Annotated in this window: 28 protein-coding genes; 2 read left to right on the forward strand and 26 right to left on the reverse strand. The window is 28.2% G+C overall.

Translation table 11 applies throughout. The annotated features are described in order from the left end of the window. Positions 1 to 43: 43 nt before the first annotated feature. From ACQ3F0_RS12200 to ACQ3F0_RS12290, 19 genes are all read right to left on the reverse strand, one after another. Complete coding sequence (locus ACQ3F0_RS12200) at positions 44 to 640, reverse strand: class I SAM-dependent DNA methyltransferase (protein ID WP_428865540.1); 597 nt, start codon at positions 638 to 640, stop codon at positions 44 to 46. A gap of 13 nt (positions 641 to 653) precedes the next feature. Then, positions 654 to 1,604, reverse strand: coding sequence for an alpha/beta hydrolase (locus ACQ3F0_RS12205; RefSeq protein ID WP_428865541.1), 951 nt, complete (start codon positions 1,602 to 1,604; stop codon positions 654 to 656). Between the two features lie 45 nt (positions 1,605 to 1,649). After that, positions 1,650 to 2,276, reverse strand: coding sequence for a class I SAM-dependent methyltransferase (locus ACQ3F0_RS12210; RefSeq protein WP_428865542.1), 627 nt, complete (start codon positions 2,274 to 2,276; stop codon positions 1,650 to 1,652). 138 nt (positions 2,277 to 2,414) lie between these two features. Beyond that, entirely contained in the window at positions 2,415 to 3,155 is a 741-nt protein-coding gene (locus tag ACQ3F0_RS12215; protein ID WP_428865543.1) for a hypothetical protein, read from the reverse strand. A 62-nt stretch (positions 3,156 to 3,217) separates the two neighbouring features. Continuing rightward, on the reverse strand, positions 3,218 to 3,787 hold the full coding sequence (locus ACQ3F0_RS12220) for a hypothetical protein (protein WP_428865544.1): 570 nt from the start codon (positions 3,785 to 3,787) through the stop codon (positions 3,218 to 3,220). A 55-nt stretch (positions 3,788 to 3,842) separates the two neighbouring features. After that, the gene (locus tag ACQ3F0_RS12225; protein ID WP_428865545.1) at positions 3,843 to 4,337 is read right to left on the reverse strand and encodes a PDC sensor domain-containing protein; all 495 of its coding nucleotides are present in this window, start codon (positions 4,335 to 4,337) and stop codon (positions 3,843 to 3,845) included. A 23-nt stretch (positions 4,338 to 4,360) separates the two neighbouring features. Then, the gene (locus ACQ3F0_RS12230; RefSeq protein ID WP_428865547.1) at positions 4,361 to 4,744 is read right to left on the reverse strand and encodes a S66 peptidase family protein; all 384 of its coding nucleotides are present in this window, start codon (positions 4,742 to 4,744) and stop codon (positions 4,361 to 4,363) included. 83 nt (positions 4,745 to 4,827) lie between these two features. Beyond that, a complete protein-coding gene (locus tag ACQ3F0_RS12235) occupies positions 4,828 to 5,352 on the reverse strand; it encodes a S66 family peptidase (protein WP_428865548.1) in 525 nt (174 codons plus the stop codon). A 61-nt stretch (positions 5,353 to 5,413) separates the two neighbouring features. Beyond that, positions 5,414 to 6,151 (reverse strand): AAA family ATPase, encoded by a 738-nt coding sequence (locus ACQ3F0_RS12240; protein WP_428865550.1) that lies wholly within the window; start codon positions 6,149 to 6,151, stop codon positions 5,414 to 5,416. A 193-nt stretch (positions 6,152 to 6,344) separates the two neighbouring features. Then, on the reverse strand, positions 6,345 to 6,785 hold the full coding sequence (locus tag ACQ3F0_RS12245; protein ID WP_428865551.1) for a hypothetical protein: 441 nt from the start codon (positions 6,783 to 6,785) through the stop codon (positions 6,345 to 6,347). A 116-nt stretch (positions 6,786 to 6,901) separates the two neighbouring features. Further along, positions 6,902 to 7,669, reverse strand: coding sequence for an EFR1 family ferrodoxin (locus ACQ3F0_RS12250; protein ID WP_428865552.1), 768 nt, complete (start codon positions 7,667 to 7,669; stop codon positions 6,902 to 6,904). Between the two features lie 294 nt (positions 7,670 to 7,963). Beyond that, entirely contained in the window at positions 7,964 to 10,165 is a 2,202-nt protein-coding gene (locus ACQ3F0_RS12255) for a DNA topoisomerase III (protein ID WP_428865553.1), read from the reverse strand. 146 nt (positions 10,166 to 10,311) lie between these two features. Continuing rightward, complete coding sequence (locus ACQ3F0_RS12260) at positions 10,312 to 10,524, reverse strand: winged helix-turn-helix transcriptional regulator (RefSeq protein ID WP_428865677.1); 213 nt, start codon at positions 10,522 to 10,524, stop codon at positions 10,312 to 10,314. Positions 10,525 to 10,546: 22 nt separating this feature from the next. Beyond that, positions 10,547 to 11,848, reverse strand: coding sequence for an MFS transporter (locus ACQ3F0_RS12265; protein ID WP_428865554.1), 1,302 nt, complete (start codon positions 11,846 to 11,848; stop codon positions 10,547 to 10,549). A 133-nt stretch (positions 11,849 to 11,981) separates the two neighbouring features. Continuing rightward, positions 11,982 to 13,199, reverse strand: a complete 1,218-nt coding sequence (locus ACQ3F0_RS12270; protein WP_428865556.1) for a MerR family transcriptional regulator — start codon at positions 13,197 to 13,199, stop codon at positions 11,982 to 11,984. Positions 13,200 to 13,265: 66 nt separating this feature from the next. Beyond that, positions 13,266 to 13,553 (reverse strand): putative quinol monooxygenase, encoded by a 288-nt coding sequence (locus ACQ3F0_RS12275; protein ID WP_428865557.1) that lies wholly within the window; start codon positions 13,551 to 13,553, stop codon positions 13,266 to 13,268. Between the two features lie 56 nt (positions 13,554 to 13,609). After that, positions 13,610 to 14,602 carry a YeiH family protein gene (locus tag ACQ3F0_RS12280; RefSeq protein WP_428865558.1) on the reverse strand — a complete coding sequence of 331 codons (993 nt, stop codon included), beginning with the start codon at positions 14,600 to 14,602 and terminating at the stop codon, positions 13,610 to 13,612. A gap of 163 nt (positions 14,603 to 14,765) precedes the next feature. Continuing rightward, a complete protein-coding gene (locus ACQ3F0_RS12285) occupies positions 14,766 to 15,647 on the reverse strand; it encodes a LysR family transcriptional regulator (protein ID WP_428865559.1) in 882 nt (293 codons plus the stop codon). Continuing rightward, a complete protein-coding gene (locus ACQ3F0_RS12290; RefSeq protein WP_428865561.1) occupies positions 15,640 to 17,499 on the reverse strand; it encodes a type IA DNA topoisomerase in 1,860 nt (619 codons plus the stop codon). The genes ACQ3F0_RS12285 and ACQ3F0_RS12290 overlap by 8 nt, the downstream gene beginning before the upstream one ends. Positions 17,500 to 17,661: 162 nt before the next feature. On the opposite strand from ACQ3F0_RS12290, the gene ACQ3F0_RS12295 reads away from it, so the two are divergent. Both ACQ3F0_RS12295 and ACQ3F0_RS12300 read left to right on the forward strand, forming a co-directional pair. Next, a complete protein-coding gene (locus ACQ3F0_RS12295; protein ID WP_428865562.1) occupies positions 17,662 to 18,213 on the forward strand; it encodes a hypothetical protein in 552 nt (183 codons plus the stop codon). Between the two features lie 185 nt (positions 18,214 to 18,398). Next, a complete protein-coding gene (locus ACQ3F0_RS12300) occupies positions 18,399 to 18,560 on the forward strand; it encodes a hypothetical protein (protein ID WP_428865563.1) in 162 nt (53 codons plus the stop codon). Positions 18,561 to 18,610: 50 nt separating this feature from the next. Here ACQ3F0_RS12300 and ACQ3F0_RS12305 read toward each other — a convergent pair whose 3' ends face one another. The 7 genes from ACQ3F0_RS12305 to ACQ3F0_RS12335 form a co-directional block, all read right to left on the reverse strand. Further along, positions 18,611 to 19,183 (reverse strand): class I SAM-dependent methyltransferase, encoded by a 573-nt coding sequence (locus ACQ3F0_RS12305; RefSeq protein ID WP_428865564.1) that lies wholly within the window; start codon positions 19,181 to 19,183, stop codon positions 18,611 to 18,613. Between the two features lie 146 nt (positions 19,184 to 19,329). Continuing rightward, entirely contained in the window at positions 19,330 to 20,235 is a 906-nt protein-coding gene (locus ACQ3F0_RS12310; RefSeq protein ID WP_428865566.1) for a DUF3298 and DUF4163 domain-containing protein, read from the reverse strand. Beyond that, positions 20,219 to 20,731: a sigma-70 family RNA polymerase sigma factor gene (locus ACQ3F0_RS12315; protein WP_428865567.1), complete on the reverse strand. Its 513-nt coding sequence runs from the start codon at positions 20,729 to 20,731 to the stop codon at positions 20,219 to 20,221. The genes ACQ3F0_RS12310 and ACQ3F0_RS12315 overlap by 17 nt, the downstream gene beginning before the upstream one ends. Positions 20,732 to 20,886: 155 nt before the next feature. After that, positions 20,887 to 21,192 carry a hypothetical protein gene (locus ACQ3F0_RS12320; protein WP_428865568.1) on the reverse strand — a complete coding sequence of 102 codons (306 nt, stop codon included), beginning with the start codon at positions 21,190 to 21,192 and terminating at the stop codon, positions 20,887 to 20,889. Between the two features lie 248 nt (positions 21,193 to 21,440). After that, positions 21,441 to 21,776 (reverse strand): hypothetical protein, encoded by a 336-nt coding sequence (locus ACQ3F0_RS12325; RefSeq protein ID WP_428865569.1) that lies wholly within the window; start codon positions 21,774 to 21,776, stop codon positions 21,441 to 21,443. 256 nt (positions 21,777 to 22,032) lie between these two features. Continuing rightward, the gene (locus ACQ3F0_RS12330) at positions 22,033 to 22,914 is read right to left on the reverse strand and encodes a hypothetical protein (RefSeq protein WP_428865570.1); all 882 of its coding nucleotides are present in this window, start codon (positions 22,912 to 22,914) and stop codon (positions 22,033 to 22,035) included. Between the two features lie 264 nt (positions 22,915 to 23,178). After that, on the reverse strand, positions 23,179 to 23,691 hold the full coding sequence (locus ACQ3F0_RS12335; RefSeq protein WP_428865571.1) for a hypothetical protein: 513 nt from the start codon (positions 23,689 to 23,691) through the stop codon (positions 23,179 to 23,181). Between the last annotated feature and the right edge of the window lie 196 nt (positions 23,692 to 23,887).

Here is a 23,887-nt window from a genome sequence, read left to right on the forward strand (position 1 = left end):
TATCTCCTAACTTTTGTTCATTAATCATTGAAATTTATAATATTCAATCACTAATTAGTTTTCTACAACTAAAAAAAAAGAATTCCTCATCCATAATCTCTTCAATTTCAAACCCATAATCATTACAAAGTTTTTCTAAAACATCATCTTTGGGAATAGCATCTCTACCAAGATTATAACCAATTTTATTATGATGTTCAGTCAATCCCCTTCGTGTTCTACCATGAACTATTGATAGTTTACCATCTTGTTTTAAGTTATTTCTTGAGTTTTCGAAAACAACATCTAAGTTTTCAAAATGAGGAATACTGTTAAAAATAATTATAATATCATACATTTCTTCTAGTTTAATTTGCTTATCAAAATCACCCAATTTTGTTTCAGCATCATTATATTCTTTAGAAAATTCCTCTAACATTTTTTCAGAAATATCAAGCCCCGTATACTTTTTCACTGGAATATTCATTAACAATGGATATAATACTCCTGTACCACAAGCTACATCAAGAACTTTGTGATTTTTGTTTATATTCAACTGTTTAATAGATTTATCCATGATTTTTATCTTATTTTCATCAACTGTATTTAACCAATTCTTGTACTGGTCATTAAAGTAATCTTTTTGATTTTTTATTTCCATATGTTTTTCTCCTTTAAAGAACAAGTATATAATTAATTGCTTCTTCTAATTCTTTATTAAAATTTGCTGGATAATCATGATCTAAATCTTTAACTACTTTAAATATGTTAGGTATTTGCCTTTGATTCAACATATCAACAAATTTCTTAGAGCCATCATAGCAGTCTTCATCTTTATCACCACAGATAATATAACATTTAACCCCCTGTGATTTTAATCCATCCAATAGTTCTTCCCACTCTTGAATTTCTGGTAACCATGGCCCTACTAGTATCAATCCTTTTACTCTTATAGAACCATTCAACGTAGCATATAATGATACTCTAGCTCCTGCCGAAAATCCACCTATAATGATATTTTCTGAATCTATATTATAATTTCCTAGAATCTCTTTATAGTGTTCTTTTAATTCTTCAGTTCCTTTTTTTACATCATTCCAGTAATATCCATCATAAAATTGAATATCAGAGGATTGCGGTAATGCTAATATGCTATTCTTCACACATGAACTCCAATAATCTTCAGTTATTAATATGTTCTCTTCGTTTCCATGTAGCGCAATTATCAAAGGATACTTTTCATTAACAGCTGAGTTATTACCCATTAATACTTTCAAACCAGGCTTAGAATTCTTTTGTGCTTCAATTTCTCTTTCTTTACATATATTAGCTAACTTATCAAAATCGTTATAATCATATAGTGGTTTTAAATCGTCATCACCCATTAAATACTCATATGAATACCAATACCCTTTTTCAACGATTGCTTCTCTCATTATTTTCATTGCTAATTCACTCAAACCAGCTTTGCTTGCTATAGAGTATCTAAAGTTATATATTTGCGCTTTAATTCCTTTTACTTTATCAGCATTTTCTGTAATAAACTTATATGCATTTAAATAATCCTTTTGTAAATATAACTCTATAGTTTTATTTATTAAATTTGTATATGTCATTCCATTCATAAAAATCCTCCTCTTAAGTTAAATTCTAATCTTTATTGTTAGTTTTTATTTTTTTCTTGCTGCTATATAATAATTTGGTGGACAATCATATAAATTAAAAGCTTCAATAATAGAAAAATCACCTTCTTCGACTGTTTCCCTTAATTCAGACACTTTGAATCTTCTTATATATGGTATAACTCCTAATTTACTTAATAAATATTGTGCACTTGTTAAAAAAGTCTTCTTTTCCCCAAGACAATCTGTAACTGATATAAATGTTCCACCAGGTTTTAACAATTCATTTATACGAGCGAGTACATTATCAATATCCTTGATAAAATAAAGTATATTAAAAGCCATTATAACATCAAAAGAACCTTTCTTTAATTTTTCATCATAAATATCCGCAATATTGAATTCAACATTAGTAATACCTTCTTCTTCAGTTTTTTTTCTTGCAACGCTAATCATATTTTCTGATATATCGATAGCACTTATTTTTTTAACATTTCTAGATATTTCTATTGTAGTTATTCCTGTTCCACATGCATAGTCTAAGACAATATCGGTGTTTTTTAAATATTTCTTTGTGATTTTAATAGTTTTGTTATATGCTTCAGCATATTTTAAATTTACCATAGAATCATAGTTTTTAGATGTTTTGTTCCAAAATTTCTTAACATTCACCATTAAACGCCTCCTATATCTATCATTCATTTAAAACACTAGATAAATAAAAATCCTCTGAAATAAATTTCCTCTATAGGAATAATTATTCCAGTAATTAGAATTAACACTATCTATATATCTAAAACCACTTTAACATTCCTAAATCTTCCCTCCTTTAACTTGAAACTCACCTATTTCCCCTTTATAATACTTCATCTCAAGTATTATAAGTTTGTCTGTATTTTTATTTGTGCTAATAATATATATTTCTATTGGTTTTAATCTTGAGTTTACTCTACTTGATACGTGTATAATGTCATCACTATTTATTTCGTATCCTTTATCCAGTGCATACTCAATTGCGTACCTTATTGGTTTACTTTCTCTTTTAATTTCTTCATCATAACTTGATGAAAGAATTAATACTAAAATGGTTGTTACTATTGTACTCACTCTTAATTTCTTACGATTCAATTTTATTTTTAAATTAACACTAGTCATTGACCCTATAACACTACTAATTAGTACAGTATTGTATTCATTAAGTGTATAACTGTTCAATTTTACATACACTAAGAAAATTAAAATAATAGAACAGGGTGAAATTAACCAATTGTATTTATATGTTTTTGCATATTTATTCTCAATAAATATTATAACTAATCCAAAAATAATAAGACTAACTACTATAACACTATCTTTTAAAATATCTGTAGCTATATATGAATAATAAATAACAATAAAACTTGTCGGTATATATATACCTATTATTTCAATGTTATGTATCATACCCTTTTGTAATTTCTTCTTTTTTGATAGGATAGCTAATCCTATTGGAGTAGCTAATACTATTGCAAAAGATATTATAATAGGTTCCAACGTAAATGTTTCTCCTTTCATCTAACCTCACATTATTACACCATCTAAGTAGTTTTTATAAAAATCTCCTAAAAGATAATTCATTAGTAGCCCCTTTTTTTAATCTTCTCAATAGTTTTTTCTGGTTGTGGTGTTTGCAACAATACATTTACCTCATCACAAGAAATACTTATTCCTTTATGTAGTTCCTTAAAAAATATTCTATTAAATACAGACCTTTTAATATCCAAAAGTGATATCTGAATATTCTTCACCGCTGCTTCTTGAACTAAAAATCTCTCATTTTGAAGATTCTCCTTAAAAGGATTAAACTCTATTGTTTTTTCATCAATATGTAAAGTACCAAATGTAGGTCCACCAAACTTTTTCAAATTACAAATCACTACTAACTTATCATCGTATTTTGAAGTATTATTATAATATTTTTCAATTGCTCTCTCTGTTTCCTTTTGAAGATAATCTGGAAATATAAAAAAAGCAAAAATGCTTACTATTATTACAATTAATATACTCACTACAACTGCTTCTTTTCCTCTTGTTAAGTATGTCATAATAATCCAAATAAATCCCAAAATCAAAAATTGTTTAATGCGTAGACTCTTAAAATAATTTTTAACGAAAGTATCAACCTTTTTTTTTTCTACAGTATTCATTATTTATTTCCTCCACCTCTACATAATCTACCTCAGTTTACTGATTTATACTAAATCATTCTTCAGTATATACATCTATCCCCGCAACTCCAATAATATTACCTTCAACTATAACTGGTTTTGTTATAGTTTGAATATACTTATTTGTAGTGAAATCCATATATGAATCTGGCATATATTTTCCTTCCTCAACAGCATCTCTATATGGTGGACGTTCAGTAAAATTATAATCACTTGATAACTCTACATTAGGGCTAATGTAAAATTTTCCATTGTTATCCCCATAATAAATAGAAATAATATCTAGTTTACTTTTATCTATATAATCATCTATTAACTTTTGTACTTCTGATACCTCTTTTAACTTCTTAAAATCTTCTATAAGTAAATCTAACTCTTCTTCAATTCCTGATGTTTGTACAGTATGTAGTTTTTCATTTACATCTTCACTCTCACGTTTTATAACCCCTACTCGAAATGATACATTACAACCACTTAATGATAATGCTATTAATAGAACTAAAATTATTAGTCTACACCTTGTTATCATAATATCCCCCTTAAATATTGATATTACCTAAAAAATTCTGAAATCATACTTATTTTTCTATTAGTAGCATCCAGCTCAACCTCAGCACCTATTGGCAATGTCAACATTGGATGTGTATGACAGCAATCAAAATCTGCTACAAATGGAATTTTTCTTTCTCCCAAAACTTCCAACAAAATTTCATAAGGTTTTCTGCCTGTTTTCATGTCATTAAAAAGTTCGTGTTTTCCGAGAATAATACCTGAAACTTTGTCAAAAACACCATTCAATTTAAGTAGAGAAAAGCTTTTTTCAATTGTTGCAGCATCCTTTAAAGAATCTTCAATAAAGAGTATATCGCCTTTCTTTATTTCAGGCATATATTCGCTTCCCCATATCCCCTGCATAGTATTTAGATTTCCTCCCATTAATCTTCCACTTACTGTTCCTTCATAAACAGTAATCCATTGATTTTTATTCCTCTCTTTTTCTCTATCCTGCTCTGCCCAGTTTATATATTCATCTGTCCAAAATCGGGCATTGGAATTTCATAGGGTATAGGAGTATCCTCAATTACTATATCTTTAAAATAATCATATGTATAATCTACAAATGAAGGAAATTCACCAAAAGAAGCAACTAATGCTGGTCCATAAAAAGTAGATATACCTGTTTTTGCGTATATTGCAAGTAGAATCGCAGTAATATCTGAATAGCCAATAATTATTTTAGGATTTTTCCTAAATGCCTCGTAATCTATGTATGGAAGAATGGAATTAGAATTCGTTCCTCCAATTGTAGACATAATACATTTTACTTCAGGGTTTCTAATTAAATCATTTAGTTCTTCAACTCTTTTTTTTATAGTCCCTGACCTATAATAATCACACTTTCCAGTCAATGATCCTTCAATTATCTTAAAACCTTTAGCTTCTAAAAAAGTCTTTGCCCTCTCAAACCTTTTTGGCATCGTGTATGTTATAGGCGAAGATGGTGAAAATATTCCAATACAATCTCCGATTTCTAATTTTTTCATTTTTATTCCTCCATTTAAGGGTCGTCTAAAAAATCAATTTCAACTAAATTTAATCTCACTTCTACTCTTTTAGCAATATATCTAAAATTTTAGACGTATTATTTAAAAACTCTTTGCTAATTCTATAGTGATCTGTTTCCGTATATTTGGTTTCTTTATATCCATTATCCACATCATAAATTACAGCATTGGGATATGCCAAAATTATTGGTGAATGTGTGGCAATAATTAATTGAGAATCATCTTGAACTAATTGATGTATTCTTGAAATAAGTGCTAATTGCCTCGTTGGAGATAATGCTGCTTCAGGTTCATCTAAAATATATAAGCCTCTTCCTCTAAATCTATTTAAAACTAAAGACATAAATGATTCTCCATGGGATTGATCGTGCAAAGACTTTCCACCATATGAATCCAAAAGCTCTGGTCCTAGTCCATCAATATTTGTTGCAACATTATAAAAGCTTTCCGCTCTTAAGAAAAATCCATCCCGAGGTTTTTTAACACCTTTTATAATCCTTAAATACTCATATAAACTAGAATGTGTTTCCTTAGTGCCAAAATTAAAGTTTTTAGACCCTCCTTCAGGATTAAAACCATATGCAATTGATATTGCTTCTAGTAATGTGGATTTACCACTACCATTCTCACCGACAAGAAATGTTACATTGGGATGTAATTTTAATTTTGATAATTTCTCTACCGAAAGTAAATTAAAAGGATATCCTTTAAATGACGGCATTATAGATTTTAATACCTCAACTTCTCTAATATATTGATCAAATGTTTGTTCTATCATAAAAACTCCCACCTATTTGCTAAATTATTTTATTAACCCTAATATTTATCACTATCCAAAATATACTAATATATTCATATTATCACACCAGTAATTTCTAAGCTATATAAGTATCTGATAATTAGTAAATAAAAATCACCCACTATTGTGCAGGTGATTAAAATAATTGACCCCTTACTTTATATAAATAATATTATTTCTTTATACTTATTAGACTTATGCCATATAGGGAAAAAATAACCAATGCGACTCCTGGTAAAACCCATCTAGCCTCCATTATAGGAAATGGATAAATAACCTCATAAATACTACCTGCTAACCAAAATAATCCCATACCACCTAAAATACACTTTCTTATTCCTTTTACCATTCCCCATTTAAATTCAGCAACAAGCGTTAAGATACCCCCCAAAAGAAGTAACAGACTAAAAAAATAATTCATTGCAAATAGTGCCCATTTTATCGGTGGATATAATTCTTTAATAAAAGATTCCCAAGGAAAAATAAAGGGAACAAAAAAGTGAGAAATGCCTATAACTATCGTTAATACAGAAGCAATAATACAGGACAACTTCCCTAATCTTTTGAAATTATTTTCTTTTAATGAAAGTTGTGCTTTTTCTATCTTACTCATTTTAAAAGTCTCCTTTAGTTACTTCAAAATAATTACTTTCAGAATCTGCGCATGAATGTGCTACCTTTTTAAATGTGTGTTGGCTCTGTAACAAAATTTATACTTATCTATCTAAATCATCGCATATTTTTAAAATTAACATTTGGATTTTGATAACGTTTTTTTCCAATGGTTTTGTTTTTGTAATTAATTGCATTTTGGGGACAACGATGGTAACAAGCTAAACATGAAACACACCTATCTAGGAAAACAATTTTAGAATTCTCAATTTTTATGTTTTTTTCAGGACATATTTCCATACATAATCCACATTGATTACAGCTTTTGGATATAGTGAAATCTCTTGACATACTATTCCATTTTGCTTCTCCTTTTTCGTGAATATTATTACAAAAGCTAAATATATTTGATTGAATTTTTCTTTGAGAATTTGCATTGATTTTTTCTGCAATGTTCTCTATTTTTTTGTCAGCAGCTTTCAAAGTGCGCTGAATATAACGACTAGGAACCGTTGGTGTCAAGTTAATTATAGTAAAATTTTCAGGCATTTTAACCTTAAATGCATCTTTTAAATTCAAGGAATTCTTTTCAAACTCTGCCCCGAAGTATCCAATTGCATTACCAGAAAATCCACCATAGTTTAATACTGCATAGTAATCCTTATCTTTAAATATCGATAATTTTTTTATAAATTCTTTTACTGGAATAGGCGTACCAAAAAGATAAATAGGAGAAACTAAAATTATTCTTTCAAATTTTTCAAGTACATCTATGTCTAAATTTGGTATATAGAATAACCCTGAATTGTTTATATATCCTTTTAATTTATTTGCTAAATCAAAGCTATTTCCTGTAGCACTAAAATAACAAATTCCAGTTTTCAATATATTTACCCCTAATCTAATACAAATAACTCTCTTTATACTTCATTGACGGCTCACTAATAGTACAACCAAAATATTCTAATATATTTATATTATAACATCGTTAGTATATAGACCATTTATAAACTTTCCAATTAATATCAATAAAAAAACACCCACAATTAAAGATAAACATTACGAAAAATTAGTTTATCTTCATGCAGGTGACTATAAAATCTTTTATTTCAATTTAAGCTTTTACAACAACAAAACTATCCATAATTCATAATTGTTAACTGTTAATTGTTATTCTCTCTATTTATCATCAAACTTAAGCTTAGCCAATGCCTCAGCAAAAGGATTATTAAATGGTTCCTCATCCTTCTTCTTTTTATTTTGATTCTTTAGATAATTTGCCACATCTCTCTTTGATGCTTTATTCTTATCTTTTTTCTTTCTTTGTTCAAAGGCTGAGAGCTTTTCTCTATATCCACACTTACATGCAAAAATTTGACCTTCTCCTTCACCACGAAGTTCTAGCTTTTTATGACAATTTGGACATCTAGCATTAGTAATTTTAGAAACTCCTTTTCTATAACCACATTCTCTATCCTGGCAAATTAACATTTTTCCACGTTTACCATTAACCTCTAACATGTATTTACCACACTCTGGGCATTTATTTCTAGTTAGATTATCATGTCTGAATGTTTTGTCACTATTTTTAATTTCTTGCACTACTGTTTTTGAATAGCCTTTCATCTGGCTTATAAAAGCATTTTTATTTATTTTACCTTTGGAAATTAAATCTAGTTTCTTTTCCCACTCTGCTGTTAAAGCTGGAGATTTTAATTCTTCTGGTACAAGCTCTAAAAGTTGTTTTCCTTTTGATGTAATAAATAAATCTTTGCCTTTTTTCTCTATTAAAAAAGTATTTAAAAGCTTTTCGATTATATCGGCTCTTGTAGCTACTGTTCCAAGACCACCTGTTTCTCCAATAATTTTTTTCAAATCTTTACTTTCTTCAGCCATATATTTTACCGGATTCTCCATAGCTGATAATAGCGTCGCTTCATTGAATTGTGCTGGTGGTTTTGTCTTTCCTTCAGTTTTAACAATATTTAATATATTTAACTTGTCACCTTTATTGATATCGGGCAATGTTTGATCCTTAACATCATCACTTGTTTCATCCTCATTAGAAGTGTTTTTATGAACTTTTTTCCAACCTTCTTTTTTTACAATTTTACCTTTTGCAATGAAAGTTTCATCATCAATTTTAGCTTTAATTGTAGTTTGTTCATATTCAAAGGGTGGCAATAGTACTGCAAAGAATCGTTTTACTACTAAATCATATATTTTTCTTTCTTTATCATTAAATGCGCTAAAATTAACATTCTGTTCAGTTGGAATAATAGCATGGTGATCAGAGACTTTCTTATTATCAACAAATGCTTTATTAGCTTTTATTGGACTTCTCATTATTTCTGATGCTATTGAGGAATAATTACCAAATCTACTTGCTATTACTCTATCTTTCAATGTATCCACTATATCATCTGTAATATATCTTGAATCTGTTCTTGGGTAAGTTAAAACTTTATGACTCTCATATAATTTCTGCATTGTAGAAAGTGTTTCTTTTGCAGAAAACCCAAATATTTTATTTGCATCCCTTTGAAGCTCTGTCAAATCATATAGCTGAGGAGAGTATTTTTTCTTATAGTTTTTTGACACTTCAACTATTTCTGCATTTTTATTTTGCAATTTTTTATAAATATCATCTATTTTGTTCTTATTAAAACTTCTTATATCATTACTATTTTTATCCTGCCAAGTAAGCTTTAATCCTTTTGCAACTGCATTGAGCCCATAGAAATTTTTAGGTTTAAACCTTTGAATTTCTTCTTCTCTTTTAGCAATCATTGCAAGGGTTGGTGTTTGAACTCTTCCACAAGATAATTGAGAATTATATTTGCAAGTTAGAGCACGAGTTGCATTTATACCCACAACCCAATCAACTTCTGCCCTTGCAACTGCTGAAGCATACAAGTTCTCATATTGTTTACCATCTCTTAATTTATTAAAACCTTCTTTTATTGCTTTATCTGTAACTGAAGATATCCAAAGACGTTTTATCGGCTTATTTACATGAACCTTTTCTATAATCCATCTTGCAACAAGCTCTCCCTCTCTACCAGCATCTGTAGCAATAACAATTTCACTAACATCTTTCCTAGTCATTTGATTCTTTACATTAGTAAATTGCTTTCCAGTTTGTTTTATTACAACAAGCTTTAAATGCTTTGGAAGCATTGGTAAATCTTCTAGTTTCCAAGCTTCATATTTTTTATCATAAGCTTGAGGATCAGCTAAGGTAACTAAATGCCCTAGTGCCCATGTAACTATATATTTTGAACCCTCTAAATAACCATTTCCTTTTTTATTACAATTTAAAACTCTAGCTAATTCTCTTCCAACAGAAGGCTTCTCAGCTAGCACTAATATTTTACTCATCTAAACAATCCTTTCAAAATCATTACTTATAACTTTCAACTAAAAATTAATAAAGATAAACTTACAAAGTAGTTTATCTTTATATATACTATTGTACCACAGGGAATTATAATTGGGGACGGTTCTGAAATTTTTGTAGTCATTACCTATTTCATATATTTTTTGCTCCAGTCACACATTTGCTGTAGTATAGGTCTTAAAGATTCACCTAATCCGCTTGTTGAATATTCTACTTTTGGTGGAATAGTAGGGTAAGCTTCTCTAATTATTAGACCATCCTCTTCCAAGTTTCGTAGCTCACTTGCCAAAACTTTATGACTTATATTAGGAATAGCTCTTTTGAGCTCATCATCTCTAATAGTTTCTTTTTACTCAATTTCATTATTTTTGTATAAATTTGAGAACCGACCTCTTCAAAATCATTACATTAAAGCCTAGCAACAAAATTCCACCTGTCATGGGTAAAAGATAAGCTGGAGTTCTATTTATTAAAAACCCAGAAATAATAAATCCTATCGGTTGACTGATTTTTGCAAAACTTAAGCCAATACTCAAAACCCGTCCTCTATATTCATCAGATATTTCTTTTTGCAGTGTATAAAAAATCGGAATATCAACAAATGAAATAGTAACACCTATAATCAACATTATACTAAAGTAATAAACCACATATATTATATTATAAACTACTATTTTATGAAGGAGCATAACTGGAATACCAATTAGAATCAAACATAAAGCTATCACTATGCTCATCAATACTAATAAATTATTAAGCTCCACTTTTTCACTTACTCTTTTTATTACTAAAGCACCCAGTATCATTCCAATAGAAACAGCCCCTTGGATTATGCCGTAATCCCCAGCTTCCAACATTAATATATTATTTATTATAAACGGTAATGGTACTGAGATTGAATATGCTATGAAAAAATTAAGTGCTATAAAAATATTTATAAAGCCAATAATATTTTTTTTAGTTTTAATATACCCAAATCCTTCTTTGATGTCTTTTATAAAACTAATCTCTTTTTTTGATTCTCTTTCTCTATCATTAATATAATTTAGTTTAAAGTCTATAAACAACTCTGAAATACCAGAAAAAACAAAGGAAATTCCATTAATTATTATGAATACTCTAATATCAATAAAACCATAAACTAAACCACCAATCATTGGCCCTAAAATGGATGCTGCAGAACCCACAATTTTATTAGCTGAATTCATTTTCATAAGATTTTTTTCTGATACCAAATTTGGTATCGCTGCATCAAAGCTAATATTAAATATAGTAGAAAAAACAGTCATTATAAAGGTAGTCACATAAATCATAGTTAAATTAAGTCCATAAATTGAACTAATGCAAAAGAGTCCAATCAACAATATACCATTCATTAAATCCATTAGAACTACCAAAACTTTTTTACTAAATCTATCAGCCATAACCCCTGCAATAGGACTAAATATTATTAAAGGTATTATTCCTAGCACCAAATTGGTAGCAAAGCTAAGGCCAGATCCTGTAATTTTTAAAACATATAAACTAATTGCAAAGGTATATATATACGTTCCAAATAATGATACTAAAGCACCTAACATAGCTAATATAAAATTTGAAATTTCTCTTCTATTAAAATTTTTCTTATATTCTATACTATATTGACCTATTCTAAGCTTATCCATAAAATTAATTCCTCCTTTAATTATTGGGTTTAATTAGTATTCATAATTTCATTTTATGTTATTGTCCTTAGGCCATAGCAACCGTTATATTAATATTTTATTTCTACTCAATAAAAAAAAGATAGGGTTAACCCTACCTTTTACCATAATACATATAAGAATATACTTTTTCCCCTTCCACAAAGAAATTTTCGTATTTTCCTCCACGTTCCAAATAATCCAAAGCTTTGTCATCAATCTTTTTGAATTTAAGATTTTCTATATTTTTTTTAATATTCTGTAACGAATAATTTTTTCGATATTTATTTTCTAATATACTGTTAGCACTAAAGTTTTTGAATATAGCATAAGATGCTAGTAAAGAACAGTTATCTTTACAATAGTGTTCTATCTTATTCAACAAAAATTCCTCATTATCAAAACTGTAATTACTTGTCCCCCAATAATCCATTAATACATCTATGCTTTTATCATTTATAGGTATTTCTAAAAAATCAGCACATATAAATAATATATTACTTTTACGCCCAGTACTCTCAAGCATTGCTTTTAAAAATTTATGTCTTCCTATATCATGATCTACAGCTATATATAAACACTCTTGCGGTAATTCATCATAAAGATTTCTTAAATTAAATCCACTTCCTGACCCTAATTCCAATAAAATTTTATTTTTATAAAACTCACCACTTATTCTTTTACTCATCCATTCTATACTTTTGTAAATATTATCCAAATAATCTACATCAGTTTCAGAGATATACTCATTGATATAATCAAACCCCATTTTAAAATGTGATTGTTTATGAGTATTATTAACTATTAGAATTCCTGCTTCAATACTATATTCTTCACCACAATCACATTTTAACTTTCCATCAATAATTGAATTATCTAATATTTGTCCTTCTGAAAGAGTTAGCTTTTCACCACACTTTAAACATTTAAGAATATTTAAAGCACTTAGATCTACTCCCAACTTTGTATTTTTCTCATTTTCATTAAGAGATAGTTCTTGAATTTTATTTTTCAATCGTTCTTTAATGTTTTTTAATTCATTAATCTCTTCTTCAATTTTAAGATACTTTTCAGTAAAAAAAGATTTATAGTATTCGTTTTTCTGGTATGGTGTTGACTTGCTAAGTCTTCTATAAATAAAAATATTTTTGATTTCATGTAAAGTAAACCCCATGCCCTTTAAAGTAAAAATATCTTCTAAGTCTTGTTCACATCTTGTATCAAAAAAATATTGCCCCCCCTGTTTTTCTGCTATTATTAAACCTAAATCCATATAATGCCTAACAGTGTCTATGCTTATTTTATTCTTTTGTGCAAATTGACCTATTCTCATATAATCACCTCAAATTTGGGAACGGTTCTCAAATTTAAATAAAATTTAAGAACCGTCTCTTTAAAACTAAATTACTTTTTTATATACGTTTATATCTCCATCTTTTTCCATAAGTTTTCCGAATTCAGGTATTATTCTAGTGAAATGTTCTGATTTCATATGTTTCTTTAATGCCTCTACACTAATCCACTCTTCAATGAACGTTAAAATACTTGGCTCATTTACATCTTGGAAAAATTCATATTTTATACAACCTTCTTCTTTCCTTGTCTCATTTACTAATTCTCTGCATAATTCAATAACTTCTTTTACCTTATCTTTTTTTGCATAGTTTTTTGCTACTACTTTTACCATCTTAATCTCCCCCTTATATTTCTTTTGTTTCTGTTTTATTTCAAAAAAGTTGCTGACTAAATAAAGTTGAAAATCACCAATAAACTTAAGCTAGACAATGTAACAAAAAGTAATGTACCTAACAAAAATGCTTTCATTCCTTTATTTATTAAACTTTTAAAATGAACTGATAGTCCCATAGCTGTCATTGCCATTAGTATAAATATTGAACTTGTTTTAGTCAATATTTTAGTTATTTCTACTGGTATTATTCCTAAAGAATTTATCACCCCTGCTATAATAAAGTACAAAACATACATTGGAAATTTTGCTTTTTTAGATGTTGTCTCATTATCACTATTGAACATATATCCCAATATAATAGAAACAGGTACAAGCATCAATACTCTTGTCATCTTAACAAAAGTTCCTATTTCTCCAGATACCTCACCTCGAGCGAATGCTGCAGCAATGGCGTGTGCAACACCATGCAGGGAAATACCAGACCATACTCCATATTGCACATCAGTAATACTTAGCCCACTTGCAGCTACTGCTGAATAAACCAATACTCCAATTGCACCTAAAAAACTCACAATAGAAACTGCTATTACCGAATCATCATCGTCAGCATTTATACAAGGTGCCATTGCAACAACAGCTGATGCCCCACATATGCATGACCCCACACCTAATAATGTAGCTAATTTTTTATTAACACCAAAAACTTTTCTTAATAAAATAGCCAGTGCTAATGCAAGGGATACATATATTATCACCATAACTAATATTTTGGGACCAAGTTTCATTACAGAATAAATATTTAGCTTAAACCCTAATAAAACTATTCCAATCTTTAGGAGTCTTTTCAAAGAAAACTTTACTCCATCCTTTAAAACATCACTTGTTCCAATGGTATTATTGTAGATAATTCCTATAATAATAGCTATAGTTAAAGCCTCTAAATTTATATTAAAAGACTCAGCTATAATATTATTTAAGAAAATGGATAAACCTGAAATAATTAATACAAAAATAATGCCCGGAAAATATTTTTTTATAATTTTCACTTATAATCATCCTTCCCTCTTAAGTCTTACAAGAACAATTATATCACCCGATAATCATAATTAAAAATTATAATATTTTATATTTATATAAGCATAACTTATCAACAATCACTCATTTTATCTAGTTACCCTTAAAGTTTTTGTAAAAGATTGAGACACGTGCCTAACTTTTTATACAAAATCTTATAAATTCATCTACAAAATCCAGTTCAGTATCATTCAAATATACAAAATTAAACTCTCTTAAAATTCTAAAATTATCTATTGGAATTATTTTTAATGTATTTTCTTTCAATGATTGCTTTATTGCTTCTTTAGAAATTATTGTACATCCTAAATTAGATTCCACTAGAGATATTAATGCTGTAATATTTCCTATTTCCATATAAACATCAATATCCTCTAAACTATACCCTACCTCTAATAACTTCTCCTCAAAAACTTTCCTAGTACCTGATCCTTTTTCTCTTAATATAAGTTTTTCTCTAAGAAGTTCATCTAGAGTCACACTACATTTCCTTGCAAGTGGATGATTTGGAGAAACAGCTAAAACTAATTCATCCTCTTTAAATTTTGTGTAGTTTACTCTAGTTTTATTAAAAGGACCTTCAACTATTCCTAAACTAATGTCTCCATTAAAAAGTCTTTTCATTATAGATTCAGTGTTTTCTACATAAAGAATAATATCAATACTTTCGTGCATACTTCTATATTTTCCTATTATATTGGGTATTACATAACCACCTACAGTAAGCGTTGCCCCTACGTAGTATCGACTAATCACTGAAGTTCTATTTTTCAATTCTGATTCTACTACTTTACTTAATCTATTAAGCTCTACAGCATATTTGAATAATATTTTTCCTTCATCTGTTAGCTGCCTTCCATTGCCTTTTTTATAAAATAGTTTTACATTATAATACTCTTCCAAAGCTTTAATATGTTGCGACACAGCTGGTTGCGTTATATTTAAAATATTTGCAGCTCTTGTAAAATTATTAGTTTTTGCAACTGTTATAAAAGTTAATAACTTTATATCAATCATTGCTTTTTACCTCTCTGGTATCACATATAATCTCTGCTCTCGTTCTCTTTATTCTATTTACACCATTTCTAGTAAAATTAAATATTTCTTTTAAGAAGTCTATCTTCTTAAAATCACCTTTTTCTATATCAAATAGTTTCTTCTCCAGTCTTCCAGTATAATCTGTATCCATTAGTTCCTTTATTGGAAAAGTTTCTATAAGCTTTATTCCTTTATCAGTTATTAATAATGATTTTCCTTTTGTAGTTATATATCCAGCATATTTTATTTTATTAATAGTTTCTGCTCTTGTTGCCGCTGTTCCTATTGAATATCCATAAAGTATTTGAGAGTCATCTTCCTCTTCATCATTACTTTTACCCCTACCACAGGTTTCCATAGCTTTTAGTAATGATTTTTCAGTATGATGTGCTGGCGGTTTTGTCTTTTTAGTAGCCATTTTTATTTCTATCATTTTTACTTCATCATCTTTTTCTACAGGTGGGAGTAATTCGTCTTTTTTATCAGCTTTATATAGTTTTTGCCACCCTTTTACTTTTTGTATTTTACCTTTAGTAGAAAATAGTCTTTCATAATTATCTCCCTTAACAGAAGTTACTATTTTTGTATTTTCAAATTCAGCTGAAGGCATAAATTGAGAAATAAATCTATTCTTAATGGCATCATAAACTGTTATTTCATCCTTTGTTAATCCTTTTGGTCTCATATAAGTTGGCATAATGGCACTATGTCCTTCAACCTTTTTATTATTAAAAACCTTTTTAGATTCTGAAAATTTCACTTCATCTTTGAATGGCAGATCATTTTTTAGTATTTCCAACACTTTTTTTGCCTTATCCTTTAAACTTTCCTCTAAAGCTGTACTTTCTGTTCTAGGATAAGTTATATACTTTTTTTCATATAAACTTTGTGCTACTTTTAATACCTTATTAGAAGTCCATCCCTTTTCCTTACTAGTTATATATCCTTGCAGATTGCTCAGGTTAAATAAACTAGGTGGATTTATTTTTTGAATTTCTACTTCCTTTTCAATTATCTTTCCATCCTTACCCTTTATTTCATCCCTTAATCTTTTTACACTTTCTTTATTAGTAAATTTCTCTTTTTTCCCATGAAAAAACTTACCCTTATATTTACCCTTCTCATTTTCAAAAGTAGCATTTAATTGGTAAAATTCTTCTACTTTAAAATTTTTGATTTCCATTTCTTTATCATAAATCATTTTCAAAGTAGGCATCAAAACTCTACCAATATTTAAAAGATTCCCTTTTCCTCTTGTATATTTCATTGTTGCAACAGAAGTGAAATTTATACCTATTACCCAATCCGCAAGCTGACGGCTTACCCCTGCATCCTGAAGCATTTTCATTTCTGCATTAGTTTTGAGATTTTGAAGTCCTTTTTTAATTTCAGCAGGTGTCCATTCATTTATTAGTATTCTATAGATAGGCTTATTAACTTTTAAGTAGTGAAAAATAAGAAGTGCTATTAGTTCCCCTTCTCTATCAAAATCCGTTGCTGATATAATTTCTGTAACATCTTCTCTTTCTATAAGTCCTTGTATTACTTCAAGTTGCTTTTTTGCTCCCACATCAATAGCATTTCTATTGTTTCCATCATTTTTTATTTTGTATTTAAATTTTTGTGGAATATATGGAAAGTTTTCGAAAGCCCATAAAGCTAACTTAGGGTCATAATCTTTGCAATCGCATAAGGTTAACAAGTGTCCAAAAGCCCATGTTATAATATAATCATTTCCTTCTAGATATCCGTTTTTCCTTGTTTTACAACCTAATGCTTCTGCCAGGTTTCTTGCCACAGAAGGTTTTTCTGCTAATATTAATTTACTCATTTACTCACCATCACAAAATTTATTTTAGTGTTACTCATAACATTTTAACATATTCATTAACATAGTAAAAATTAAGTTACTAAATAAAAGATTTATGATAAAATAAAGATTATACTACAACAATATATAAACGTAATATTTGAGGTGATATTTATCTACGAATTGTACATGGTAATGACTCAGACTGGTTCATTACTTTCTAGAACAATAAAACTATATACAAAAGAACCCTATAACCATGTTTCTATTGGGTTTGATAAAAATTTAGATAAGATCTACAGTTTCGGTAGAAAAAATCCTCGTAACCCCTTATTTGCTGGTTTTGTAGAAGAAGATATTAATGATGGTGTTTACAAAATTTTTAAGGAAACTACTTGTAGAATATACAAAATGGAAATAAGCGATAGTGAATATATTAGATTAAAGCGAAAAATAGATTTATTTAATAGGCGAAAAGATAAATACAAATATAATTTATTGGGTCTTATTGCACTTATGTTTGGTATTCCTCTACAAAGAAAAAACCATTATTTTTGTTCTCAATTTGTTGCCAGAGTCTTATATAGTAGTAAAATTGTTGATTTTAAGAAAGATTTTTCATTGGTCAAGCCTAATGATTTTACTAATATAGACAATACTGTTTTAGTTTATGAAGGGAAATTATCTGAATATGATCCACATAATTTTTCTGCAACTCAACTTTGCAGAATTTAATCTATTTAATAATTAAATGAGTCACAATAGAGATTTCAGTCCAATTGCTTATCTATACAGTATACAGTGAATTCTCTAAAATGTTTAGAATTACCTAAAATTTGATATAATATTATTGTAAGCTATAATATCATATCACAGATATAATTTATTTATAAAAACATAAATTACATTGGAGGAGAGCCATGATTAAGTATGATGAAAAAACATATAAAGCTGTAAAGGTTGCTGGTGCTGCTAATATCGCTGTAGGTACAATATCAATAATAGTAGGTGTTACTTTAGGAATAGTTTCAATAATATGTGGAAGTAGTTTGCTTACTAAGAAAAAAAACTTAATTGACTAATCAATAAGACCTACCGTTATGTTCAACGGTAGGTCCTTAATATACTATTATTAATTCAATATCATTTTAACAATATAAAAATTCCTTCCAAAATAAGCAACACTTTGAGTTTTTAATCCAACTTTTTTACCATATGTCTCTAAAGTTTCTACGCTAATTCTTATATGTACTGGAGGGCCTACCTCACTTTCAATTTTATTCCAATCTAGAATTATTATACTTCCTTCATCCTTCATTATCCTTTTACATTCGGTAAGAAAATCTTCTGGATGAGACACTTCATGAAAAACAGTTGAAGTAAACACCATATCAGCTGATTTGTCTTTTATCTTAAAATTATTTTCTCCTGAACTTACTATTTCTACATTACTATGTCCCGCTTCTTCCACTCTTCTTTTTGTTTCTTGTAGCATTTGTGTACTTATATCTATTGCAAAAATTTTTCCCTCTTCACCTACTATTTCTGCCATAGGCAATGAAAAATATCCTGTACCACATCCAACATCAGCAACTTTCATCCCTTGCTGAATACCAATTAACTTTAATGCTTTATCTGTAGGAAGCATTTTTCTTCTTTCTGGACTATCTAACTTACTCATATTTTTCGCTTTGAATTTACTCATAGTGATACCCCCTCCGCGATTTTCATAATTATTGCTCTTCTTTTGCATATAAATTATAAAAAAAGTATAGTAGAATTATTCCACTATACTTAGTTTAACACATATATATGATATTATTTGATATACACAAAAATTTAATATATCATTTACTCAATTACAAATTCTAATGGACCCATATATCCCGGAGCAATTTCATACTTTTTGAATATAACTACAGCTTTACCTTCTTCATTGATATAGAAATTCTTACTATCTGACAAAGCTTCAGTTTTTCCATCATCATTAACAAAGTAATTCTGATTTTCAAATATTTCTCCAAAATCCATTTCCTCATCCCAAAAACTATTATCAGAATTCTTCTTTAGTTCTTCTACTTGTTTAGCAACACTTTCGTTAATTTTTTCTTTATATGAATCACCCAATAAGTCTTTTAATTCTAGCTCTTTATTATTTACTAAATCAATATTATAATAGTGTGTTTCTGCATAAGCAGCTGCTAATGTTTCATTTTGAAAAACAGTAAAAGATAAAATTTTATCATTAGATGATTTTATTTCATAGTCAACATTTATTTCAATAGGATTATAATCTTCTTCTTTACCACCTGTTTCTAAGAAAGCAGTTTTATACTCTGCTGCTCTTTCTTCAGCAGCTTTTAATCCTTCTTGAACTTTTTTATTAATTTCATCATTTATTCTAGTTTGAAGTTCCTCATCAGAAAGCCCTTTAATTGCAGGTGCTTTTATGTTTTCCTCTAAAGTATCGTTTTTAGCTTCTTTCTCTACAAAAGTAAATACTTTAGCTATACTTCCCAACACAGGAATTTTTGACATAGATTCTGCAAAAGCTTCACTTGTATTTACCCCAACTAAAAATATACTAAAAGCTAAACCTGCTGCCACAACTGCTTTTTTAATGTTTTTATTATTACCTTTATTATTTTTTCTTTCATTATCCGCTTTTTCTATTGTCTTATTCACTATATCATCCAACTCCTTTGGTATTTCTATTGATTTATATTCTTTTCTAATTTCATTAAATTTTTGATCCACTATAACCCTCCCCTTCAAGTATCGTTCTAAGTTTTTGAATAGCAGATTTGATCCTAGATTTTACAGTATTAATATTACTATCTGTTATCTTAGCAATTTCTCCAATTTTTATATCCTCTAAATATCTAAGTATAATTACAGTTCTATATTTATCATCTAACTTATCTATGGCGCTATATAAATCCATTCTGTCTGCCACTTCAGATTTTTCAGGTTCAATGACTTCACGGATCTCATCCATTAATATAATTTTTTGATTCTTCCTTATATAACTTAAACTTGTATTGACGATAATTCTATATAACCATGTTTTCATGTATGCACTGTTTTTTAATGTTTCAACAGATGTTAATGCCTTATAAAGTGATTCTTGAACAATATCAAGAGCCGCCTCTTTGTTTTTTACATAACTAAAAGCTAATCTATAAAAATCATCCTGATTCGTTTTTATATAATCTACTAATTTAATATAATTTTTTTTATTGTATGTCGACATATGTTTTGTAAACCTCCTTACATTCTTTAGACGCATGAGGACTTCAAAAAGTTGATATTTTTTATTTTTTTCTAAAATATTTTTTTATCTTATTTATAAGAAAACCCAATAGAAATTCTACTGGGCTAAAATTATGTAATGTTCAAAGTTGCTATCTATTCAAATTCTCCATTGATACCTATACCTTTGAAAATTTTAAGAAATAACTTAAAAGGTAAAAATGTAACCACTCCATTAATTACCCCAAGTACTAAAAATACTATAGGTGATATAAATATAGATGCAATTCCTGCTGGAATCCCAGTCAATACCGTCGTACCTAAATTTGTTGATACATCTCCACCTAACACTCCAATAATAAAAAATATTAAACCAAGTACAATACCAATTGATAATGAAATAATTAAAGATAACTTCATAAATGATCCAAACCTTATCTTTTTAATAACTATTTTGTCCATATGTTCCTCCTTAATCATTAAAAATGACTATTATTTTTCTTTATTCTCCCTCTTTGTGTATATATATAATTGGCTATTGAAGTGATATATACAGAAAGACTTATTAATGATACTGGCATTAACCTAAGCCCTGATACGATTTTTTTATTTCTAATACACTCTGATTTTGCCTAAAATTTTGTAAATTCCAAGATTATTAAAGATATTATTAACTCCTATTATTTAGAAATATCCCATTATAATATACTCTAATATATGCTATTTACTTTACCTTTCTTATAGTTCCATCGCCATTCTATTCCTACCATACCGCCAATTCTTACCCATCCAACTCTTTTCTCTCCAAATGAATCATACTCAAATTTATAAACAAACTGTCTGTTACTAATAAAAGGGAATGGCGTTTCATATAAAAGCCCAGTACAGTTCTTAATATGAATGATCTTCCCACCTCTTCTTCTAACTTCTTGTTCAATTCTTTTCTTATGATTTTTAATTCTTGTAGTATATATCTTCCACACTATATAAATAAGCAAAAATAGAAACACTATTGATGCTAATATTCCAAATATTTTCTTAATCATATTCTATCACTCCATCTCATTATGAAATTGATATTTGAATCTTAATTACAATCATCCCATATTCACCTTCTGCTCTTCAATATTGCATAAATATATTTTTTTAATCAAGTTATCCCATTATTAATTTGTATAAATTATATATAATCATAACTATAACCCGTAAATTATGTGGCTGTGATAGCCCCAATATAGCAATTAAACAATTAAGTACTTTACATCATTTTACATAGCTTGTCTATTCTTACTCATTAAAGCTTTATTTGATCAACAATTCATAAAAATTATATATAATTACAACTATAAAACCTATCTCACAAGCAGTAACAATTGTAGCGTAAAATAATGGTGTAAACCTATCTTCTTTAGATCCTCTATATATTATTTTAAGTAGAAAGAGTAAAACTAAACTCCCTACTCCAAAAGCTAAAGCTAGGAAGCCTAAATTACGTACTGAAATCCATATCCCCGTTTTCACACCATTAAAAATCAAAGAAGTGATACTTATTGGATAAAATAAAAAGTTTACCATATATAAACTTTTGTATCCAAAAGTATTGGCACAATAATATAATAAAAGAATTATCACTATGAAAGAAGTTATCATAGATATATTAAACAAAATAGCCCTATAGGGAAAACCTATTTTTTCTACTGAAGTTTTGAAGTCTTCTTCTAATTCCTCCAAAGAAATCCCTCTCTTTGTATTAGATAAATATCCTATTTTATAATTTTTACCGATCTGTACATTGCCTTTAAGGAAAAATTTTATCTTCTCCCCTCCGACAGTAATTCGATCATAGGAGTCTTTTTCCCTATTTTCTATTGAATGTATCCGGCCATTAATATACTCTAGATTTCCTGTAACTAACTGTGGAATATCTCTTACATATGGTATTGCTAAGTATATACACACTACTGCAAAACAGTTTAAAAATATCTTGAATATTTTGCTCTTAATTATTTTGTTATTTAATCCACTATCATCAAGAATATATTTATCAATACTTTTTCTTCGGTATCTATATTTCTTTTTTAAATATTTTACAAGAAAGTTATCGCTAATAAATATCAATGATATTGCTCCCCCTAGAAAAAATACTAATTCTAAAATAAAAGCTATTGCTTGGAATGCGTACAATACATTCAACTCCTTTGTTTGTCAATATCAACTACATTTTAAGTCTTTCATCAATAATAATTTCTTTACCTCCAAAATTCATCTTCATTAATTTAGAAAGCCACTTTTTTTCTTTTTCAAAAAAATATCTAAGTTCCGATTTCCCCAAAAAACTCCTCCTAGCTATTATTTTATACGTTTAATCCTATAAAATAATTTCGGAATTTTCTTTCATAACTGTGAACTGTCAACTGATAGATAAATCTACGCAGTAGTTTATCTATATTATGGACACCTTTCAACTAAAATTTTATAAATCAAACTATTTTTAGTTTCATTAATAAAAATAGGTGAGGAAACATGAGATAAATTATGATGAATTTCAATTCTTTCACCATAAGGATTTTTTTCAATCTTTATATAATACATACCAATATATTTTAACTTAATTGGTTCTAAAAACATTTGGTTTATAACAATCCCATTAGTATAAAATGTTACTAATAATGGTTGCAACCTACTCATCCCTGCAATTTGACCAAAACAATTTATTGGGTCATATGTATCATCTATTTCACCAATGTCATATTTTACATATTTAGGTTTATAAGAAGGAACTATTGCAGGCAAAAAACATTTTATAACCACAAAAGCTAAACAACCCATTGCAATTGAATGTAATATAGGATTTGGCCCAGATCCCTTACCCATAGATGCAAACATATAAATAAACTCAATAAAAGAATAAATAATACATAAAGTACAAATAATTGATTTGCTTTTTTTCTTCATATTCATTTGCCACCTTCTATAATTTTTATAAACTTGTCCAAAACATCTACCGTCGTGTCTCACAACTTCAGGTATCCTTAACACTCCAAAAACTAATATTTCAATTCCAATATCATAAAGTAAAATCCATTCACAATTAAACCTAATTAAAGTATAAAGAAATGATTAGAGCATATCAAAGGAAAATAACACCATAATGCAG

Source organism: Clostridium sediminicola (assembly GCF_050402865.1).
Taxonomy (GTDB): Bacteria; Bacillota; Clostridia; order Clostridiales; family Clostridiaceae; genus Clostridium_AF; species Clostridium_AF sediminicola.

Excerpts from the sequence above, each read along its gene's own strand:
- ACQ3F0_RS12240 (WP_428865550.1), bottom strand. The coding sequence starts at position 6,151 with ATGATAGAACAAACATTTGATCAATATATTAGAGAAGTTGAGGTATTA.
- ACQ3F0_RS12235 (WP_428865548.1), bottom strand. The coding sequence starts at position 5,352 with ATGAAAAAATTAGAAATCGGAGATTGTATTGGAATATTTTCACCATCT.
- ACQ3F0_RS12300 (WP_428865563.1), top strand. The coding sequence starts at position 18,399 with ATGATTAAGTATGATGAAAAAACATATAAAGCTGTAAAGGTTGCTGGT.
- ACQ3F0_RS12315 (WP_428865567.1), bottom strand. The coding sequence starts at position 20,731 with ATGTCGACATACAATAAAAAAAATTATATTAAATTAGTAGATTATATA.
- ACQ3F0_RS12225 (WP_428865545.1), bottom strand. The coding sequence starts at position 4,337 with ATGATAACAAGGTGTAGACTAATAATTTTAGTTCTATTAATAGCATTA.
- ACQ3F0_RS12210 (WP_428865542.1), bottom strand. The coding sequence starts at position 2,276 with ATGGTGAATGTTAAGAAATTTTGGAACAAAACATCTAAAAACTATGAT.
- ACQ3F0_RS12215 (WP_428865543.1), bottom strand. The coding sequence starts at position 3,155 with ATGAAAGGAGAAACATTTACGTTGGAACCTATTATAATATCTTTTGCA.
- ACQ3F0_RS12325 (WP_428865569.1), bottom strand. The coding sequence starts at position 21,776 with ATGATTAAGAAAATATTTGGAATATTAGCATCAATAGTGTTTCTATTT.
- ACQ3F0_RS12285 (WP_428865559.1), bottom strand. The coding sequence starts at position 15,647 with ATGATTGATATAAAGTTATTAACTTTTATAACAGTTGCAAAAACTAAT.
- ACQ3F0_RS12265 (WP_428865554.1), bottom strand. The coding sequence starts at position 11,848 with ATGGATAAGCTTAGAATAGGTCAATATAGTATAGAATATAAGAAAAAT.
- ACQ3F0_RS12220 (WP_428865544.1), bottom strand. The coding sequence starts at position 3,787 with ATGAATACTGTAGAAAAAAAAAAGGTTGATACTTTCGTTAAAAATTAT.
- ACQ3F0_RS12245 (WP_428865551.1), bottom strand. The coding sequence starts at position 6,785 with ATGAGTAAGATAGAAAAAGCACAACTTTCATTAAAAGAAAATAATTTC.
- ACQ3F0_RS12255 (WP_428865553.1), bottom strand. The coding sequence starts at position 10,165 with ATGAGTAAAATATTAGTGCTAGCTGAGAAGCCTTCTGTTGGAAGAGAA.
- ACQ3F0_RS12305 (WP_428865564.1), bottom strand. The coding sequence starts at position 19,183 with ATGAGTAAATTCAAAGCGAAAAATATGAGTAAGTTAGATAGTCCAGAA.
- ACQ3F0_RS12230 (WP_428865547.1), bottom strand. The coding sequence starts at position 4,744 with ATGGGAGGAAATCTAAATACTATGCAGGGGATATGGGGAAGCGAATAT.
- ACQ3F0_RS12205 (WP_428865541.1), bottom strand. The coding sequence starts at position 1,604 with ATGAATGGAATGACATATACAAATTTAATAAATAAAACTATAGAGTTA.
- ACQ3F0_RS12320 (WP_428865568.1), bottom strand. The coding sequence starts at position 21,192 with ATGGACAAAATAGTTATTAAAAAGATAAGGTTTGGATCATTTATGAAG.
- ACQ3F0_RS12335 (WP_428865571.1), bottom strand. The coding sequence starts at position 23,691 with ATGAATATGAAGAAAAAAAGCAAATCAATTATTTGTACTTTATGTATT.
- ACQ3F0_RS12200 (WP_428865540.1), bottom strand. The coding sequence starts at position 640 with ATGGAAATAAAAAATCAAAAAGATTACTTTAATGACCAGTACAAGAAT.
- ACQ3F0_RS12270 (WP_428865556.1), bottom strand. The coding sequence starts at position 13,199 with ATGAGAATAGGTCAATTTGCACAAAAGAATAAAATAAGCATAGACACT.
- ACQ3F0_RS12275 (WP_428865557.1), bottom strand. The coding sequence starts at position 13,553 with ATGGTAAAAGTAGTAGCAAAAAACTATGCAAAAAAAGATAAGGTAAAA.
- ACQ3F0_RS12290 (WP_428865561.1), bottom strand. The coding sequence starts at position 17,499 with ATGAGTAAATTAATATTAGCAGAAAAACCTTCTGTGGCAAGAAACCTG.